General features: G+C 44.9%; 12 protein-coding genes and 1 CRISPR repeat array. Of the genes, 9 read left to right on the top strand and 3 right to left on the bottom strand.

Translation table 11 applies throughout. The features are described 5' to 3' along the window. The first annotated feature begins 1 nt into the window (after position 1). From ASL14_RS05375 to ASL14_RS05335, 8 genes are all read left to right on the top strand, one after another. Positions 2–2,062, top strand: a complete 2,061-nt coding sequence (locus tag ASL14_RS05375; protein ID WP_134910733.1) for a hypothetical protein — start codon at positions 2–4, stop codon at positions 2,060–2,062. Continuing rightward, complete coding sequence (locus ASL14_RS05370; RefSeq protein ID WP_134910732.1) at positions 2,046–3,050, top strand: type I CRISPR-associated protein Cas7; 1,005 nt, start codon at positions 2,046–2,048, stop codon at positions 3,048–3,050. Before ASL14_RS05375 ends, ASL14_RS05370 begins: the two co-directional genes overlap by 17 nt. Positions 3,051–3,084: 34 nt before the next feature. Beyond that, positions 3,085–3,885, top strand: a complete 801-nt coding sequence (gene cas5b, locus ASL14_RS05365) for a type I-B CRISPR-associated protein Cas5b (protein ID WP_134910731.1) — start codon at positions 3,085–3,087, stop codon at positions 3,883–3,885. 114 nt (positions 3,886–3,999) lie between these two features. After that, complete coding sequence (gene cas3 / locus ASL14_RS05360) at positions 4,000–6,684, top strand: CRISPR-associated helicase Cas3' (protein WP_134910730.1); 2,685 nt, start codon at positions 4,000–4,002, stop codon at positions 6,682–6,684. 173 nt (positions 6,685–6,857) lie between these two features. Next, a protein-coding gene (locus ASL14_RS05350) for an IS3 family transposase (RefSeq protein WP_248844509.1) occupies positions 6,858–8,013 on the top strand; the annotation gives its coding sequence in 2 pieces (ribosomal slippage) (positions 6,858–7,114 and positions 7,113–8,013; 1,158 coding nt in all). Between the two features lie 293 nt (positions 8,014–8,306). Next, a CRISPR array of direct repeats spans positions 8,307–9,260; the repeat unit is 30 nt; unit sequence CTTTAACCACAACATGAGATGTATTGAAAT. A 288-nt stretch (positions 9,261–9,548) separates the two neighbouring features. After that, positions 9,549–10,052, top strand: coding sequence for a DUF6933 domain-containing protein (locus tag ASL14_RS05345; RefSeq protein WP_134910729.1), 504 nt, complete (start codon positions 9,549–9,551; stop codon positions 10,050–10,052). 102 nt (positions 10,053–10,154) lie between these two features. Continuing rightward, positions 10,155–10,463 carry a hypothetical protein gene (locus ASL14_RS05340; protein ID WP_134910728.1) on the top strand — a complete coding sequence of 103 codons (309 nt, stop codon included), beginning with the start codon at positions 10,155–10,157 and terminating at the stop codon, positions 10,461–10,463. A gap of 211 nt (positions 10,464–10,674) precedes the next feature. Further along, positions 10,675–12,306 carry a formate--tetrahydrofolate ligase gene (locus ASL14_RS05335; RefSeq protein ID WP_134910727.1) on the top strand — a complete coding sequence of 544 codons (1,632 nt, stop codon included), beginning with the start codon at positions 10,675–10,677 and terminating at the stop codon, positions 12,304–12,306. Positions 12,307–12,332: 26 nt separating this feature from the next. Here ASL14_RS05335 and ASL14_RS05330 read toward each other — a convergent pair whose 3' ends face one another. Further along, the gene (locus ASL14_RS05330; RefSeq protein WP_134910726.1) at positions 12,333–14,093 is read right to left on the bottom strand and encodes an AraC family transcriptional regulator; all 1,761 of its coding nucleotides are present in this window, start codon (positions 14,091–14,093) and stop codon (positions 12,333–12,335) included. Positions 14,094–14,203: 110 nt separating this feature from the next. Then, positions 14,204–15,199 carry an ABC transporter substrate-binding protein gene (locus tag ASL14_RS05325; protein ID WP_134910725.1) on the bottom strand — a complete coding sequence of 332 codons (996 nt, stop codon included), beginning with the start codon at positions 15,197–15,199 and terminating at the stop codon, positions 14,204–14,206. Positions 15,200–15,520: 321 nt separating this feature from the next. Between ASL14_RS05325 and ASL14_RS05320 the strand changes: the two genes are divergently transcribed. After that, positions 15,521–15,763 carry a hypothetical protein gene (locus ASL14_RS05320; RefSeq protein ID WP_223264205.1) on the top strand — a complete coding sequence of 81 codons (243 nt, stop codon included), beginning with the start codon at positions 15,521–15,523 and terminating at the stop codon, positions 15,761–15,763. Positions 15,764–16,072: 309 nt separating this feature from the next. On the opposite strand, the gene ASL14_RS05315 is transcribed toward ASL14_RS05320, so the two are convergent. Beyond that, entirely contained in the window at positions 16,073–16,834 is a 762-nt protein-coding gene (locus ASL14_RS05315; protein ID WP_134910724.1) for a DeoR/GlpR family DNA-binding transcription regulator, read from the bottom strand. Between the last annotated feature and the right edge of the window lie 354 nt (positions 16,835–17,188).

Below are 17,188 nucleotides of genomic sequence, written 5' to 3'. Positions count from 1 at the left end.
TATGCTGAAGGATTTGACGAACAGCTATCTATTGGCGAAGAATGATTTTCCCAACATTGCATTTCAAAGGCACAAACCCAAGGAAGGGCTGTATATCCGTTTGCGGCTGGATCAAAGCTGGGATGAACAGGTCAGCCAGTTTGATAGCCAGCATATGATCATTACCAAAGAAGAACCCGATCCAGCACACAAGGAGCTTTTTGAATGGTTCCAACAAAAAGATTATGTGAGTTCTCTGGTCTCTATGAACAAAGCCGTAGATCCCGGCAAACAGCTTCATTCCAATAACCCGTACACACTATACGCAAAAAGGGATGTGTTTTTAGCCGAGGCACAGGCAGATGGAACCACCGCGATGAACACGCATATTGCCCGTTTTCTGGACAAAACTCAGGCATCCGAGGTGCAGAAAAAGTGGGATGAGCTGATAGGTACCAAGAAGACGAGCAGCAAGAAAGCTGGCAAGGAAAGCAGCACCGAGACTATTTTCACCAGTCCTACGCAGCAATTTTTCTCTGGAACGGATTATGCTCCTGCACTGGAATATCTCATAAGTGAGGAACGCCGGACACGCATTGCGCAGATTGAACAATGGTACGCTACCAACCTGTCCGCTTTGATCGAACATATCCGAACGATTCCTTTTAAGAATTACGTTAAAATCTTTTTCACCTCAGAATCTACTTCACTTCACTCCATAATTAATCACCCGAATAACGAATCTTCCAGCTTTTATTCATGGGACGAAATGTACGGCTATGAATATTTGCTATATACCATCCCAAAAATCTTTAATAGTAATGACTATAACCAAATGGTAGACGGAGCTTTGACAGGTCTTCCCGGTTTTAATATGAGCATGAACAGCAAGAAACCGTATTTGGAGCATAAAACGATGCGTGTCGGTGCGCCTGTCCGTTTCTCTCTGGAGGAAGCGTTGCTGGTGAAGGAAGCGTCTGAATGGCTCCTTTCTCAGCCCAAGTTTCGAACGAACAAGTTTGGCTATCATACGGATTTTAGTAAAAAGGCCGTGGACGTAGCAGAAGGCTATTTTTTTGTGTATGTAGATGGCAAGGATAACGAGGTACAAGACTTTGAGAATGTACCTTTTTCCAAAAAAGTTCATATCAATATTCGACTCAAGAATGTACTGGGGCTCATGACCAAAAATAAGTCTGGTGAAGAGTTTGTTAAGGATTACGGTTATCTGGAAAATGTAGAGCAACTGCAAAAAGAAATTAGCAGACAATTTTTTCGCAATCGGATGAACGGTGACTTTCTTCGTGATGAGCCGAAGGCGAGGGAAAAGGATTTTACGAGCGTGATGGTCGCGTTGTTTATGCAGAGCAAAAAGGGCTTCTATGACTGGATTTTCAAAGGAACGACTGCCACGATCCGCCCTCAATTTGCACGAGTGACGCTTCGACTCATAGAGGAACAGCTATTACGTGTGGAGCCAGCAGGACAAGAGAAGTCGAGGTTGGATCTACGTGGGTTGGCCGATGCGATGAATGTAAGACTTTCGCTAATGGCTTATTTGGAAGGAGAGGAATACACAGCTATGGGAAATCGTTTGATCGCAGTGTCTAATGGACTTAAAGATAAACTGGATGCGTTGGAAAAGCGGAAACCCAAGGAAATCGTGGATGGAGCAGGGCAAACGGAACAGACAGCCAATCCAGATCCGGTCTATGTAGAGACGGATGATGAGTTTTATTATTTGGCAGGGCAGCTTGCTTTTTACTTGAAAAGCCAGTCCGAAACCCAACAGAAGAAGGGGGATTTGCTCGGACCGTTTTTTATAGCCAAGCGCAGCGCACAGCTCAAACGACGACTCGAAGAGGCATATCATCTGCACCGCCACAAAATACTGCTGCATTATACCAAATTAAATTGGGCTTTAGCGAATGTGAACGCCTATCAGCCGGATAAGGAATTCCTGCATGAAGATGCAAGGGAAATGTTCCTAGCCGGGTTATTTTCAGACAATTGGTTCTGGAAGAAAGGCGAGGGCGAGAAATCAAACAGCGAAGGGGAGAACGGACATGGCGAAAAAAACTAATCGTGTGGTGGGACTGATCGGGATTGTGAGCCGGATGGCGAACTGGAATGCGGACTTTAGCGGACAGCCGAAGACGACCAGCACAGGCGACATTTTTGGTAGCGATAAGGCGTTAAAATATAGCATCAAGCGCTTATGGGCGGAGGAAGGACAGAAGGTACTGTATATCCGTTCGTACAAGGTCAGCAGCGCGAAGGATAAGAAGGCGGACAAGGCGAAGGATGGGGACAAAGGGAAAGAAGAAAAGCTCCAGCCCCGAAATCTTGCAGAGCGTTATGAATATCTTTTCGGTGAAGAGGTATCCAAAAACTCACGTGAAGTGCTGAGCAAGCTGTTCCAGTGTGTGGATGTGATGAATTTTGGCGCGACCTTTGCGGTAAAGGATCAGAATATTGGTCTCGCTGGTCCGGTACAGATTGGTCAGGGGTTTAATAAATATCAGTGGTCTAATCTGGAGGTACAGGATATTTTATCTCCGTTCCGTAACTCGAATGAAAAGAGCGAGGACAACGATGCCACCTCCATTGGTAAAAAGAGAACGGTGGATGAATCCCACTATGTATATCCTTTTTCCGTCAATCCGAAGCATTATGATAACTATCTGGAACTGCTGGCAGCCGAGGGCTTTGAAGGATACACAGAGGAAGCGTATCAGGCTTTCAAAACGGGAGCTTTGACCGGGGCTACGCTGCAAAATACCAACAGTAAATCCGGTGCGGAAAATGCTTTCGCCCTGTTCGTGGAATTTAAGGCGGGTAGCCCGGCGTATTTACCGAATCTGGACCCTTATGTGAAGGTAGATAAGGACAAGGATGGAGAGAAGACGGTTTATGATCTGTCGGCCCTTGCACCGCTTTTGAACGATGTAAACGAGGAGATTGAAACGGTAGAAGTATACGTTAATCCGTATGCATCGCGTGTGGAACTGGATTTTCCGGGGCTGCGTACGTTTAACATCTTTACGCGCAGCGAGCTGCCTCAAGGCTAGAGGATGGCTACATCGGGGAAGGAGGGAAGCGATCATGCGGGCGTTACGCTTTGAGTTGAGCGGAGAAACGGCTTTTTTTAAAAAGCCGGACGTTAACGTATATGCGTATTTTACATACAGTCATATTCACAAGGTTGCGTTATATGGCTTGCTTGGTGCCGTACTTGGACTTGGCGGCTATACGCAGCAGTATGAACGGAATGTGGCGTTGGGAGGGAAAGGCAAGCAGGATAGTCCTGCGATGCCGTACCCTGAATTTTACGAGGTGTTTCGTCAGGCTTCGGTGAGCATCGTGCCACACGGGGACCGGGGATATTTTGCAAAAAAAATTCAGATATTCAACAACACGGTCGGTTATGCCAGCCAGGAAGAGGGTGGTGTACTGAATGTGCGAGAGCAGTGGTTGGAGCGTCCACGCTGGACGATCTATGTGGCAGATGATGGGGGCGTGGATCGGGAAGTATTTGATCGGCTTGCAGATTATGTACAGCATTCCAAGGCCGAATACATTCCTTATCTCGGGAAAAACGATCATCCGGCTACGATATCCAAGGCTCGGTTGGTTGAGCTGGAGCCAGCGGGTGGACCGGAATATATCGACTCTCTTCGGGCTGCACATGTACCTGTGGATACGGGAGGATATGTGAAAGATAAGCAGATGCAATCCTTTTTGCAGGAGTATTTGCCTGTAGGACTGAATGCAGCGAACAACGGTTATATACTGGAGCCGCTTGTATTTTCTAATCAGGAAATAGATGCAGATGAGCTAAAAGTCGAGGATTTACAAAAAATATACCTGGATGACGACGAAAAACGCACCTTGTATTTCATCTAAGGACAGTCATCTTCGAGGATGGAATCAACACCGGGTATTCTCCATTGCAGGGATGGGGGAACCCGTTTTTTTATGTGGATTTATTCTGGTTGTAAGAAAAGAAGGGAGTAAAATATGCTCACACATGTATCCATACAGAATTGGCTGACAAAGGAAGCGAAGGGACTATTAAAGGCACATACGGCCAAGGAAGGCAATCTTCAACAGGATGAGATGCTGGAGGAACATAGTGATCTGGTCATGCACCATGCAGAGGTATTGATGAAAGATAACGGTGTGGAAGCGGCGGTATATAGGGCATTAGATCGCTTAAGTGTGGATGAAGAGCCGTTGGATGAATCGGTGCGCGAACTGATGATGTACTTTTTTAGACAAGCCATTTATGTGCATGATCTGGGTAAGGTGAACCCGGCCTTTCAGCGTATGAAAATGAACAATACAGAAGTTAAACGGAACGCTGAGCTGGGAGACAGTAATCATTCTATGTTATCGGCGGTACTTTATTTACATATTCATTTACGGCATGTGCAGGAATGGCATGATACCACAGAGCTATATCCGAACCGTAAAAAGCACAAGCGCAAAGTACTTGGGTTGTTACATCATATGCTCTATTCGTTCGCGTATACGATTTCTCGCCACCACACACATCTGGGAAATATGGATCAAGATACTGGAGGGCAGATCAACGAATTTGAGTTGAAAATAAAAAATCAATATAACCGAATCAAAGAGAACCCTGATTATATCCGCTATTACCGCGATCAGCAGGATCTAATAGAGAATGATAACGTATTTGAGGACATCCGGCTGGAAGGCAATAAACGACAGAATAAAATACACAGCCCTTTTCCTTTCTATGTGTTGGTTAAGCTGTTGTATTCCACGATGGTTGCATCGGATTTTAGGGCCACATATCAATATATGGAGCAGCAAGCGCCAGAGATGCATTATTTTGGAGACCGTCTACCGCTAGAGCCAATGCTGGAGGCCTATCGTCAGACGGGAATTGTGCAAGGGATTCAAGCTTATTGTCAAAATCCTGAGAAATCTAGCTTATCTATGATGAATCAGTTACGAGCGGAGTTATTTGTGGAAACACAAACCCGACTACTGGATCGGCTCCAAGAGCCTGTTTTTTATCTCGAAGCTCCTACAGGTTCAGGCAAAACAAACATGTCTATTAATCTGGCGCTGCATTTACTGAATAGTGGTTTAGGACTGAACAAGCTGATCTACGTGTTTCCGTTCAACTCCCTGATCGAGCAGACTCGGCAGACGCTGGATGGAATTTTCTACAAGGTGAAGAATCACGGATATCAGGTAGAGGTTATTAATTCCATCACACCAATGGTGACCACAGAAGAATCACAAGCAGAAGCTTCTTCGGAATGGAAGGACAAGGAGCCGGACAATACGGATTACAAAAGAGTGCTGCTGGAGCGGCAATTGCTGCAATATCCGGTGACATTGACTTCTCACGTGAACTTTTTTAATTATCTATTTGGGACAGGACGAGAGGTCAATCTAGCATTCGCGCATTTGTGTAATAGTGTCATTGTATTGGACGAAATTCAGAGTTACCGGAATGAGCTATGGAAGGAGATTATTCATTTTCTACGCTCTTTTGCAGATATTCTGAATATTAAAATCATTATCATGTCCGCGACATTGCCGAATCTGGATTTATTAATGGAACAGCAGGATCATGAGAAGCCCATTCAAACCTATTCACTGGTGCAGAATCGGGAGCGTTATTTTACACATTCGTTGTTTAGAGATCGTGTGAAGCTGGATTTTAATTTGCTGAAACGGGGCAAGATGCTGCCGGAACAAATTTTGGAGCATGTTCAATCTGTAATAGAGCAGCGAAAGCGGGATGGACAAGGGAACAGAATACTGATTGAGTTTATTACAAAAAAGACCGCACGCCAATTTTATAACATGCTGCTGGAGCAGAATTTGGGCTTAGATGTCTATGAGCTTACCGGGGATGATAGCTCCTCATATCGTCAAGAGCTGTTAGAGAAATTGGGGAAGGACGCACAAGGGAGCTTTTATCTGAGTGATGTGATTGTCGTTGCGACACAGGTGATTGAGGCAGGGGTAGATATTGACATGGATGTGGGCTTTAAAGATATTTCTTTGCTGGATAGCGAGGAGCAATTTTTGGGACGACTGAATCGTTCTTGTCTGCGTGACTACTGCCAGGCTTATTTCTTTGATTGCGATGAGGCGAGCGGTGTATACAGAAAAGACTTGCGCATTACATTTGATCTCAAGGAAGAAGCTTATCAAAAAATGCTTGAAACCAAAGATTTTAGCGAATTTTATAAGTCGGTCATCACTGAAATTAATAAGTCTCGTCAAAAGCCGAATCAGCAGTACTGGGGCGAGTTTACTGAAAAGGTACAGAAGCTTGAATTTCCAGATGTACAAAAGCATATGGACCTCATACCAGATAAAAGCGTAACGCTATTCCTGAACTATACCTGTCCAATGAAAGACGCTCCCCCGCTTAACGGTCAAGACGTATGGGATGAGTTTGTTAGATTATCAGACAAGCGGTTAGGGATGGACTATTCCGAAAGAATGATCCGCTTGTCAGAGGTGCGCGCTCAAATGAATCATTTTTCGTATACGTATCGAATTCAAGAGGGGAAGGAAGCAAGATTACCCATTTGTCATATAGGCACGCTTTATTTTGTATCGGAGGGAGAAAAATATATGGAATGGGATGAGCTAACTAGAACTAAAAAGTTTAATCGTGCCAAGTATGTAGATGATGTAAAGAAGTGAATATCAAGAAATTAAACACCTGCCAATTTAATTCAACTACGTGCAGAGTTAAAAAAGGTAATTGATGAGGGTACAGACTTTGTGGCTGTGTTTAAGATGATGCTAGACTAAAAAGTGGACACCGAGAATCGAGAATGCGAGAATAAAATCAAATTCATTCGAGGTGCGTCCCTATGAGTAAAAACTACGACAAGACTTTTAAAGTTCAAACCGTTCAAATGATTCAAGAAGAAGGTAAACCTGTCTCTCAAGTGGCGAGAGAATTGGGCATCTCCGCGAACACGCTGTATCGTTGGGTAGCCGAACACAACCAAGATGGGAAACAGGCTTTCCCTGGCAGCGGGAACCTGAAGCCAGAGGAACAAGCCACAAGAGAACTCCACAAACGCATTCGTGATCTGGAAGAGGAGAACGATATTCTAAAAAGGCGATGCACTACTTTGCCAAAGACCGACACTGATCTTTTCTTTTATATATGATCACCGCTTCCAGTGTCGTGTTGCAAAGATGTGTGCAGTGTTTGGCGTTTCACGAAGCGGCTATTACAAATGGGTACAAACTCGAACGATTCATAAAGAACGCCAAAAACAACGGGAAAAGCTCTTACAACGTATCCGCCGGATTTTTTTGGATTCACGCCGTTTGTATGGCAGCCGGAAGATTCATAAAGCTTTGGTTCAGCAAGGAGTTGCCGTGTCAGAAAAAACGGTAGTGCGAATCATGAAGGAGCTTGGTTTAAAGTCCAGAACCGTGAAAAAATACAAAGCAACTACGAACTCCAAACACCACCTGCCTGTTCATGAGAACCTTTTAAACCAGCAGTTTGTTGCGGGGGCCCCAAACGAGGTGTGGATGACGGATATTACGTATATTCCCACCGATGAAGGCTGGCTTTATTTGGCGAGCGTGATGGACTTGTACAGCCGCAAAATCGTAGGATTCCACATGGATTCTCGGATGACTAAAGAGTTAGTCATTCAGTCCCTTGACCAAGCATATCGTGTCCAACGACCGGGCAAAGGAGTTCTGCATCATTCTGATCAAGGGAGCCAATACGCATCTCATGAGTATCAAGCTAAGCTGGTTAAGTACCATATGAAAGGCAGCATGAGCCGCAAGGGGAACTGTTATGACAACGCCTGTATCGAATCCTTTCACAGCATTCTAAAGAAGGAACTGATTTACTTAGACCACTACAAAACCCGTCATGAGGCAAAGAAGCAGATTTTCGAATATATTACATGCTTTTATAATGGAAAACGAATCCACTCTTCCCTAGGTTATGTATCTCCAAATCAGTATGAACGGTTGTACCGAAAACCCGCTTGAAATTCTCGACTTTGGGTGTCCATTCTATTGACAGTAGTCCAAAGATGACAGGAGATTACGTCTTCGATGAGGAAATTATCGGTGTCGTATGAATGATTCCGAATCCTTATTGCTGTAATTTTCCCAACCGTCCTAAAAGGAGGACAGCATGTTAACCTTACAGCGACAAGGGTTTGAGGGGATTTGTTCCATTATTTTCAACAAACCCTCTTCGGTTGGGGAAATTTCGTGAAACCCTTACGGCTGTAGTAAAATAGGTATATCAGCATTTAAAAAACGTTGATTTTACTAGCCTTTAACCACAACATGAGATGTATTGAAATATGTGTATATCTAAACAATAATCATTTTGTGGAAAACTTTAACCACAACATAAGATGTATTGAAATTGACGTTGTTTCCTCAAAGCCCATTTTCGGAACCTGCTTTAACCACAACATGAGATGTATTGAAATTCCGTTTGGCTTCTAGCGATTCGCGCAAAATGACAGCTTTAACCACAACATGAGATGTATTGAAATACTTCCGGCAATGGACTAAGCGCCATCGGCCGCACCCTTTAACCACAACATGAGATGTATTGAAATAGCATAAGGTACGTGACGCTGTAGGAGGCGTTTGGACTTTAACCACAACATGAGATGTATTGAAATCAGCCTGTATAAACAAACCAACCGCCCGGGTCGTCAGCTTTAACCACAACATGAGATGTATTGAAATAAAGAAGAGCTGCGTAAACAGGAACGTCTCGCTACACTTTAACCACAACATGAGATGTATTGAAATAACAATGTGACGCTAAAAGTGTAGCTAGAACGATGCCTTTAACCACAACATGAGATGTATTAAATTCCGTGTAGCGGCGCTGTGTTGGCATCAATTTGGCGCCTTTAACCACAACATGAGATGTATTGAAATGGATTGACCGCAACTCCAACAGCAAGTCAAAGGGGACTTTAACCACAACATGAGACGTATTGAAATGGCTACATGAAACTGTCCGTTAAGTTAGTAAACTGGCTTTAACCACAACATGAGATGTATTGAAATTAGTAATAACGACTAGTACCGTTGAAGCTTTCAACTTTAACCACAACATGAGATGTATTGAAATAAAGGAACGATAAGGTGACACATACGGAACATCCAGACTTTAACCACAACATGAGATGTATTGAAATGTGGGATTTGATCCTCGGCTTGGTCTTCTTCTGGATCTTTAACCACAACATGAGATGTATTGAAATTGGTGGAGTATTTATGTGGGTTATAAAAGACGAGAACTTTAACCACCACATGAAATGATCTAAATATTCTCAACCTGAAGGCACTGAAGTAGATTTTTTATCCATCCCCAGCATAAGATGTAATCAAATTACTGGAAATTCGCCACCTTCCTATATTATACTGAAAGAGTTTACAAACCGATGTTTGGAATACAGTGTTATGATATCCGGGACATGCCTTATACGAAAGATTGGACATGATTCGAAAACATGAGCTACGGCACAGAACCGTCATAAAGGAGAGCAACGATGTTTGTCATACGGGGAACACAAAAACTGCTGAAGGAATGGGATATCGAACCACTACAAGTTGATATTTATCCGCCTTTGAATAGTTGGCATGCCAACTTGTTTTTGCTTAATCGGAGAAAAAATATTGTGTTTATGCATGATGCATCCCGCTTGAGTGTCACACTGTTCGGAATCAAAAAGGCGCAGTACAAAAATCTACCAACTCTTTTCGTCCAAGCCTTGAAGGAGCTCATGCTCAGTGAGGGTTTTGATGAACAAATTGTAGAGGCGTACACACAGGAAGGCAAGCAGATGCTGGCTACTACGACGAACAGCCATAGTGTGATGGGAACCTTGGATGAGATTATTTTTGTCATGAAGGAACTGGATATGGAGCATGGATGCGAGTTGGAAAAAAACCAGTGGAATAACCGGATTGTATTAAAAACGGTTCAATACCAGTATCCGGTCGATGCTTTTAAAGAAGCTTTGGAAAAGCATTATAAACTAGAGAATGTTTAAGAGAATTTACTATTTTTTCGAAAATAAGTTCCACTTATTCCCTCTATACTATATAATCTAATATAGTTCTAAAAGACTATATAGAGAGAGGTAAGGGGTAATATGAAGATTAAACTAAGAAATAAAAGCGGGATGATTAAGGAACGCAAAGTGGGTTTTTCTTGGACCACGCTGTTTTTTGGTTTTTTTCCTGCGTTGTTTAGAGGGGATTGGAAGTGGGCTATTATTATTTTTCTGGTATCTCTCCTTACGAGCGGGTTATCCAGCTTTGTATTTTGCTTCATTTATAATCGCTTACATATTAATGATCTGCTGTCCCAAGGCTATGGTCCTGCGACCAAGAAAGCCCAAGCTGTCCTGATTTCCAAAGGATTTCTTGCTGAAAATTACGCTGCTAACGCTGCGAGTTAATTGGAGAGCTGGTCGTTAAACAGAAGTGCCAAAAGAGTATCCACCAAAGTCCATCTGGGCGGGGGATGCTCTTTTTTTACAACTCACAGGAAAGCAAAGCTTGCGATGAAATGAATCATAGCGCAAAAAGCGGCACACTTTGGTAAAATAAAACGATACAGTGTTTGACACCATCGGTCAGACTTAAAAACAGGGGGTACCATAACAAAGCATGAAACGGATAATTGAAGTAGCCAAAGAAGCAGGAATCGAAGAAGAGCATCTGGAGACGTATGGAAAATATAAAGCGAAGCTGAATCCGTCCCTGTGGGAGCAGGTGAAGGATCGTTCGAACGGAAAGCTGGTGCTGGTCACGGCAATGAATCCGACTCCGGCGGGAGAAGGAAAAACACTAACGACCATTGGGCTGTCGCAGTCGCTGAATGCGCTGGGGCACAAGACCATAGCTGCGCTGCGGGAGCCGTCACTAGGCCCCTGCTTTGGCATGAAAGGGGGAGCAACCGGGGGAGGACAAGCCCAGATTGTTCCGGCCGAGGATATTAATTTGCATTTTACAGGCGATATTCACGCGATTTCGGCGGCGCATAATTTGCTGGCAGCGATGATCGATAATCATTTGTTTCATGGCAATGCTTTGCGCTTGAATCCGGAACGAATCATGTGGAAACGGGCTGTAGATATGAATGACCGGAGTTTGCGAAGTATCGTTACCGGATTGGGAACAGGGAATGGAGCGGTGAGAGAAAGCGGCTTTCTAATTACCTCGGCCTCGGAAGTGATGGCGGTATTGTGTCTGAGTGAAAATATCGACGACCTCAAAGTGCGCTTGGGTCGAATGGTCATCGGATATAACGAAGCAGGCGAAACGGTGACGGCCAAAGATTTGCAAGCCGTGGAAGGCATGGCTGTGTTGCTTCGGGAAGCATTAAAGCCGAATCTGGTGCAAACGCTGGAGGGAACACCCGTCATTGTGCATGGTGGGCCTTTTGCCAATATTGCGCACGGATGCAGCAGTCTGATCGGTACGAAGCTGGCGCTAAAGCTGGGAGAGGTAGTCGTGACGGAGGCTGGATTCGGGGCTGAGTTGGGGGCAGAAAAGTTTTTTGATATCAAATGCCGTCAGTCCGGTTTGCAGCCGGATGCGGCTGTGCTGGTCGTAACCGCCAAAGCGCTGAAATATAACGGTGGTGTAGCTAAAAATGAGCTGGACGCGGAAAATCTGGAGCATTTACAGCTCGGATTAGCCAATATGAATCGGCATGTACGGAATTTGCAAAAATTCGGCGTGCCTGTATTGGTAGCGGTCAACCATTTTGTAACGGACAGCGAAGCCGAATTGGAACTGATTTTCGCGGAATGCCGCAAGCTGGGTGTACCCGCAGAGCTATCGCAGGTGTGGGCACAGGGAAGCCAAGGGGGAGAAAAGTTGGCTCAAAGCCTGCTAAATCTACTCGAAGAGGACAAAGCCCATTTTGTACCGCTGTACGATCATGCGCTTGATCTGCAAGCGAAAATTAGTGTCATTGCGAAGGAGCTTTACGGCGCGGCAGAGGTTGCGTATACTCCTGCGGCTAAACGGGCGTTGTCCGGTATGGAGCAGCTTGGTTTTGGACAATTGCCTGTATGCATGGCCAAAACGCCGTATTCTTTTTCAGATCAGCCGTCTCTGCTAGGAGCACCGGAGGGCTTTACGATCCACGTGTCCAGAGTGTCATTGTCCGCTGGAGCAGGCTTCGTGGTCGTGGAAACGGGCAACACAATGACCATGCCCGGTCTACCCAAATCCCCGGCAGCCGAGCATATGTCGCTGGAGCCGGATGGGAGCATTCAGGGGTTGATGTAATATTATTGCGAAAAATGTTAGGTGTTTTATGAGGAAGCACCGAGCAGCTTGGGCAGTGCGGTGAGCAGCTTTTGGCGGGTCATGGCATCGTTCCAATTCCAGCGGTCTGCTTCTACAAAATACACCTGGCCTTGACGCACAGCGGGTAGGCTGCGCCAGAGAGCGCTGTTCAGCATGAGATCCAACGTACGTTTGGAGTCTGGAGCAGTGGGAATGAGCATAAAAATACGGTCCCCGGCGTAGTCGGGGAGCTGGTTGGGCTCAATTTCCGCGAAGCCAAGTCTTTCGTCGAGAACCTTTTGGATCGGCTCAGCGGGCTGAAAGCCCTGCGGGTGGTAAAGAGCCGCCGAGAAGCCGGACATCCCCATCACAAATAGTCGATCACCATGATCGAAGATGAAGACGGAAGCCGTTTCTCCGACTGTAATTTCTGTGCCGAGTTGCTGCCACATGCCCAGATTACGGGTGGCGAAGGCAGACAGCCATTGTTCGGCTTCGCGTTCCTTGTCAAGCCATGATCCGAGCGTCCGCAGTCGTTCCTCCAGCGTGGCAAAGGAGTTGAAGGTGACGGTGGGCGCAATGCCGGCAATGCGCTCATATTCCTGTTCATCCGAATTGGCGATGATAATCAGATCGGGATCAAGCGCACGGGTCAAGCGTGTATCGAGTGGAAGACCAACATCAGCAACATGTCCCAGACGATGCTTATAGACGCTGTATTCACTGAATCGTAGACTTCCGCCGATGGCTTTGGCCCCTAGCGCGAACAGATCGCCCATCGTTTCTCCATGATAAATAATGCGGCTGGGGCGGCGCGGAATATGGATTTGGTGACCCGTCCAATCCTTGACGCGGACAGAACAGGGAACGGTAAGCGCGTATTGTCTCGGGGGAATCCCGGTCATTTGCCGAAAGCGGCGGTTAAAATAATATTCGTCAGAGAAACCAACTTGACGGGCAATTTCACGTAAAGGCCGTTTGCATTCCAGCAGCAGCCGCTTGGCATGATTCAAGCGCAGCTCAGTGAGGTAATGCAGCGGCTTTTTGCCTGTCCTTTTGCGAAACATTTGCGAGTATTGCCATATGGAAACGTTCGCCTGTTCGGCAAGCTGCTTGACGGTCATTGGTTTCTCATAGTTTTTCTCCATGTAGGTAATGGTGGCCTCAACTGATGCTGGTAATGTCGGACAAGAATTATCCTTATCCTCTACATAGGTTGGGGATTCCTGCCACAATAGCAGTAACTCCTGCAACCTAATTTGCTGCCGCAACGCAGTAATGGGGTTATGCAGGTGTACCGGTTGATGGGCGCTATGGAATAGCTCTTCGGTCAACCGAATGGACTTGGAAGAAGAGGTAACGATATGCTCACGTGACCCCGACAGGAGAGGACCCTTATATATGGAAGGATTGCTATTTATATTTTCAATCAGAGCTGTGTCTGATCCTGATTCCGCTGACATGACGATGACCTCGAACATGAGCTTGTAGTATTCGGGTACAGTTCCATCCAGGGGAGCGATCCGATAGGATTCACCGGGAGTTAGCCAATACCCATGACCCGCATGGAATAGACACTGCTCCGGACCAATGTTCACCATACCTGTGCCACCAATGAACATAAGCAAGCAGTGATATGGAACCGGGTGTGAAGAAGATGCAAATGCAGATGCTGAAAGACCGGAAGATTGTACTTCGGCAGGCCTGCGAACCAACTCAATCCCCTTGAAATGATAAAGCAGCGAGTTGGGAGGGGGAGGAAATACAGACGACTGGGGCTGGTTCACAGTGTAACGCTCCTTTTATTGAGAATGGTTATCATATGTACATAAGTATACCTCCTTTTGGTTCAACAAAAAAGAAGCCTATCCACAAGTGTCGATAAGCTTCTATATCCTTATTTTATGAGCTTAGGTAATTCGTCCAGCAACCATTCCCGGGTAGTAGCATCGCTGTCGGTTTTGCTAATATCCTGAGCGTACACATGCCCCTGCTTGACGGCAGGAAGCTGGAGCCACAGCTTGCTTTTCATCAACTGTTTGGTGGATTGCTGGGCTTCCGAAATCGGAGAATTCAGAATAAAAATCCGATCCCCAGCGTATTGTCCGATCACTTCCTGGGATATCTGGACGAATCCTTTGTCCTCGTCCAGCGCCTTCTGAATAAGAGGGGTAGGCTTGAGACCATCCTTTTCATACAGTATTTGTGACAGCCCTGTCCGTCCCATCACGAACAAACGGTCACCGGGATAGTAGGTAAAGACCGAAGCGGTTTCCCCCGGCTTTACATCGTTCGCGCGAAGTTTGCTCCACATTTCGGCCTCCTTGATTTTGTACTGGGCAAGCCAGTCTTCGGCAGCTTTTTTCTTGTTTACCAGGTCTCCGAGATGCAGCAAACGCTCGTTCAGTGGAGCAAAGGTATCGAACATAATCGTAGGTGCGATTTTAGTTAATGCTGTGTATTGCTTTTCATCCGTATTGGCGGTAATGATCAGGTCGGGCTGTAGCTCCAACGCTTTTTCCAAGTTAATCGGAAACCCCAGATCGGCCACATTCTGAACCTGCTTCTCATACACCTTGCCCTCAATCATGGAAGTGGATGTGCCTACAGCCTGAACGCCCAAAACCAGCAGATCTCCATAGTTTTCTCCGAAATAGGCAATGCGTTGGGGAGCCGTGGGGATGTTTACCGTGTGTCCCCTATAGTCTGTGTAAGAGCGTGTTGCAGCCGCTTCTGAAGCCTTGGTAGATGCCGTCGTTCCTGCAGTGGGTGCTGTTGTGTTACTATTTGCAGCAGGTTTCTCTGAGGTGCCGCATCCCAACAGCAACGCTCCCATAAGAGAGAATAGGCCGAGCATAGTCGTATATTGTCGAGTGGATTTCTTATTAATCATGGTAACCTCCGTATGATTGATGGATTCAGGGTTGTGTAAATGAGAATTATTATCACAGAAGCAATGATAAGCGATGCACCTTCAATACTCAATGGACAAACTTGGTCACGGAATTCGATTTTGTACAAAATGAAGATGCACGAATAGAGCTGACACGTACCGCACCTTGTACTACAATTTGTCTCACGCAAAAAAGAGGCCGCTCTATAGTAGTTAAAACTACTTTTGAGCTAGCCCCATGTGCTTTTGTCTAATTAGTTATTTAATAAAGAGGAAATATTGTTTTCGCAGAAGTACAATTTATAAACTAAGAAACAGGGAATGGCCTCCACCGGATGGAAGGGGTTTGAAAATGCAAAATTTTATTATCAATTTGATCGTTTCAATGCTCCTGTTTGGCTTGTATTAGTAAGTATCATACCAACTATATTTGAAGCAGACAATGAATATACTATTGTGATTTCAGATGCAGAAGCAAAGGTTAAATATCTTATTGATCCTAATGGACATTATTATACGCCTCATACAAAAGGGCAAGCTTTTTTCATATTGGCAAATCACTAAAAAATGCACATAAAAAACGGAGTAGGCGGAATGGTGCTGTACAAGCGAAGCGGTCGCTTTTGTCCCCGGATTTCTACCCTAATATAAGCTTTATTCAAGAAATCCAGGGGCGGTGGCGATGGGAAGCACCATCCGATTGCGCAGTGGCTCCAAATGTAACTATTTACTTTTAGTGCAGCTTATATAAAGTTTTTTGGAATGCACTCAATTTAACTTTGTACAAAACACAAACACACGGATAAGCCGGGCTGTCCCGGTTCTATCCGTGTGTTTTGTTCTGTCACAACGTCCTGTCTGGTCGCTTTACTTCTACTCCTGATCCGCAATAATCAACTGAATATCGTGCTCCCGCACATATTCCTGATACGTGTTATCTGGCATCGTGTCTGTGACGAGATAATGAATCTGATCCAGACTGCAATAGGTCATGAGCGCGTATTTGTCGAACTTATAGTGGTCCACCAGCAAGAAAACCTCCGAGCTTTTTTCGACCACTACCTGCTTGATCTCGCTCTCCAGGGGAGAGGAATTGGTGACCCCATTGGCAATGGAAATGCCGGTAGAAGCCATGAACGCTTTGTTAATGTTATAGGATTTTAAGAGTTCAATATTTTTGAAGCTGGCAAAAGATTTGGTTTTCCGCTCCAGCATACCGCCTGTCGAAATGACATTCAAACCCGGAAACGGGAAAGAGTCGATCATAAAATCAAAATTGTTAGTGATAATCGTCAGTTGCTTGTTTTTGAGAAATTCGATCATTTCCAGCGTCGTGGTTCCCGAATCTATGAAAATAATATCCCCGTCTTCCACATAGCTAGCCGCCGCTTTGGCGATGAGTGTCTTCTCCTGCTGGTGCCGTGTGATTCGGTCGTTAAAAGGCTCCAGTGTCGTATGATTAACCGCCACACCTCCATATACCTTTTTAAGCTCTCCACGTTCCACGAGTTCCTGAACATCGCGACGAATCGTATTTTTGGAAACATCAAATACATTAACTAACTCATCTAATGAAGCCGTCTGGTGCTCAAAAACATATTCCTGAATTTGTTTAATACGTCTCGTCTTTAACATGTAAATCCACCTTTTAGTTTGGTAAATGAGAGCGATTATTGCAATTGAACAGCGGTAAAAGGTTCTCTTACATTCATTATAACAACATTTAACCAAAACTTAATCATTTTTTTGTCTTTTATGTTTATTTCGATATATATCCGTAATTTGGATAGATAAATTTATAAAAAATTCAAATTACGTATTGACTGAAAGCGCTTCAAATATTATGATGTTATCAGATTATGATCAAAACATAACAAAAAGATAACAAATAAACGATGAAAAGAGGGATGAACACCATGGTTTAGCACCCTTGTGAATGAATTTTGTCCCAATATAACCAAGAGCTTACTTCAGCATCAACCAAATAGC

The sequence above is a fragment of the Paenibacillus sp. IHB B 3084 genome, assembly GCF_001447315.1.
In the GTDB taxonomy this organism is placed as follows: Bacteria; Bacillota; Bacilli; order Paenibacillales; family Paenibacillaceae; genus Paenibacillus.
Note: the sequence above shows the minus strand (reverse complement) of the source record. Positions and strands in the feature narration are given on the sequence as shown.

Coding starts and splice junctions, on each gene's coding strand:
- ASL14_RS05315 (WP_134910724.1), bottom strand. CDS start 16,834: ATGTTAAAGACGAGACGTATTAAACAAATTCAGGAATATGTTTTTGAG.
- ASL14_RS05325 (WP_134910725.1), bottom strand. CDS start 15,199: ATGATTAATAAGAAATCCACTCGACAATATACGACTATGCTCGGCCTA.
- ASL14_RS05375 (WP_134910733.1), top strand. CDS start 2: ATGCTGAAGGATTTGACGAACAGCTATCTATTGGCGAAGAATGATTTT.
- ASL14_RS05370 (WP_134910732.1), top strand. CDS start 2,046: ATGGCGAAAAAAACTAATCGTGTGGTGGGACTGATCGGGATTGTGAGC.
- ASL14_RS05320 (WP_223264205.1), top strand. CDS start 15,521: ATGGCCTCCACCGGATGGAAGGGGTTTGAAAATGCAAAATTTTATTAT.
- ASL14_RS05340 (WP_134910728.1), top strand. CDS start 10,155: ATGAAGATTAAACTAAGAAATAAAAGCGGGATGATTAAGGAACGCAAA.
- cas3 (WP_134910730.1), top strand. CDS start 4,000: ATGCTCACACATGTATCCATACAGAATTGGCTGACAAAGGAAGCGAAG.
- cas5b (WP_134910731.1), top strand. CDS start 3,085: ATGCGGGCGTTACGCTTTGAGTTGAGCGGAGAAACGGCTTTTTTTAAA.
- ASL14_RS05335 (WP_134910727.1), top strand. CDS start 10,675: ATGAAACGGATAATTGAAGTAGCCAAAGAAGCAGGAATCGAAGAAGAG.
- ASL14_RS05345 (WP_134910729.1), top strand. CDS start 9,549: ATGTTTGTCATACGGGGAACACAAAAACTGCTGAAGGAATGGGATATC.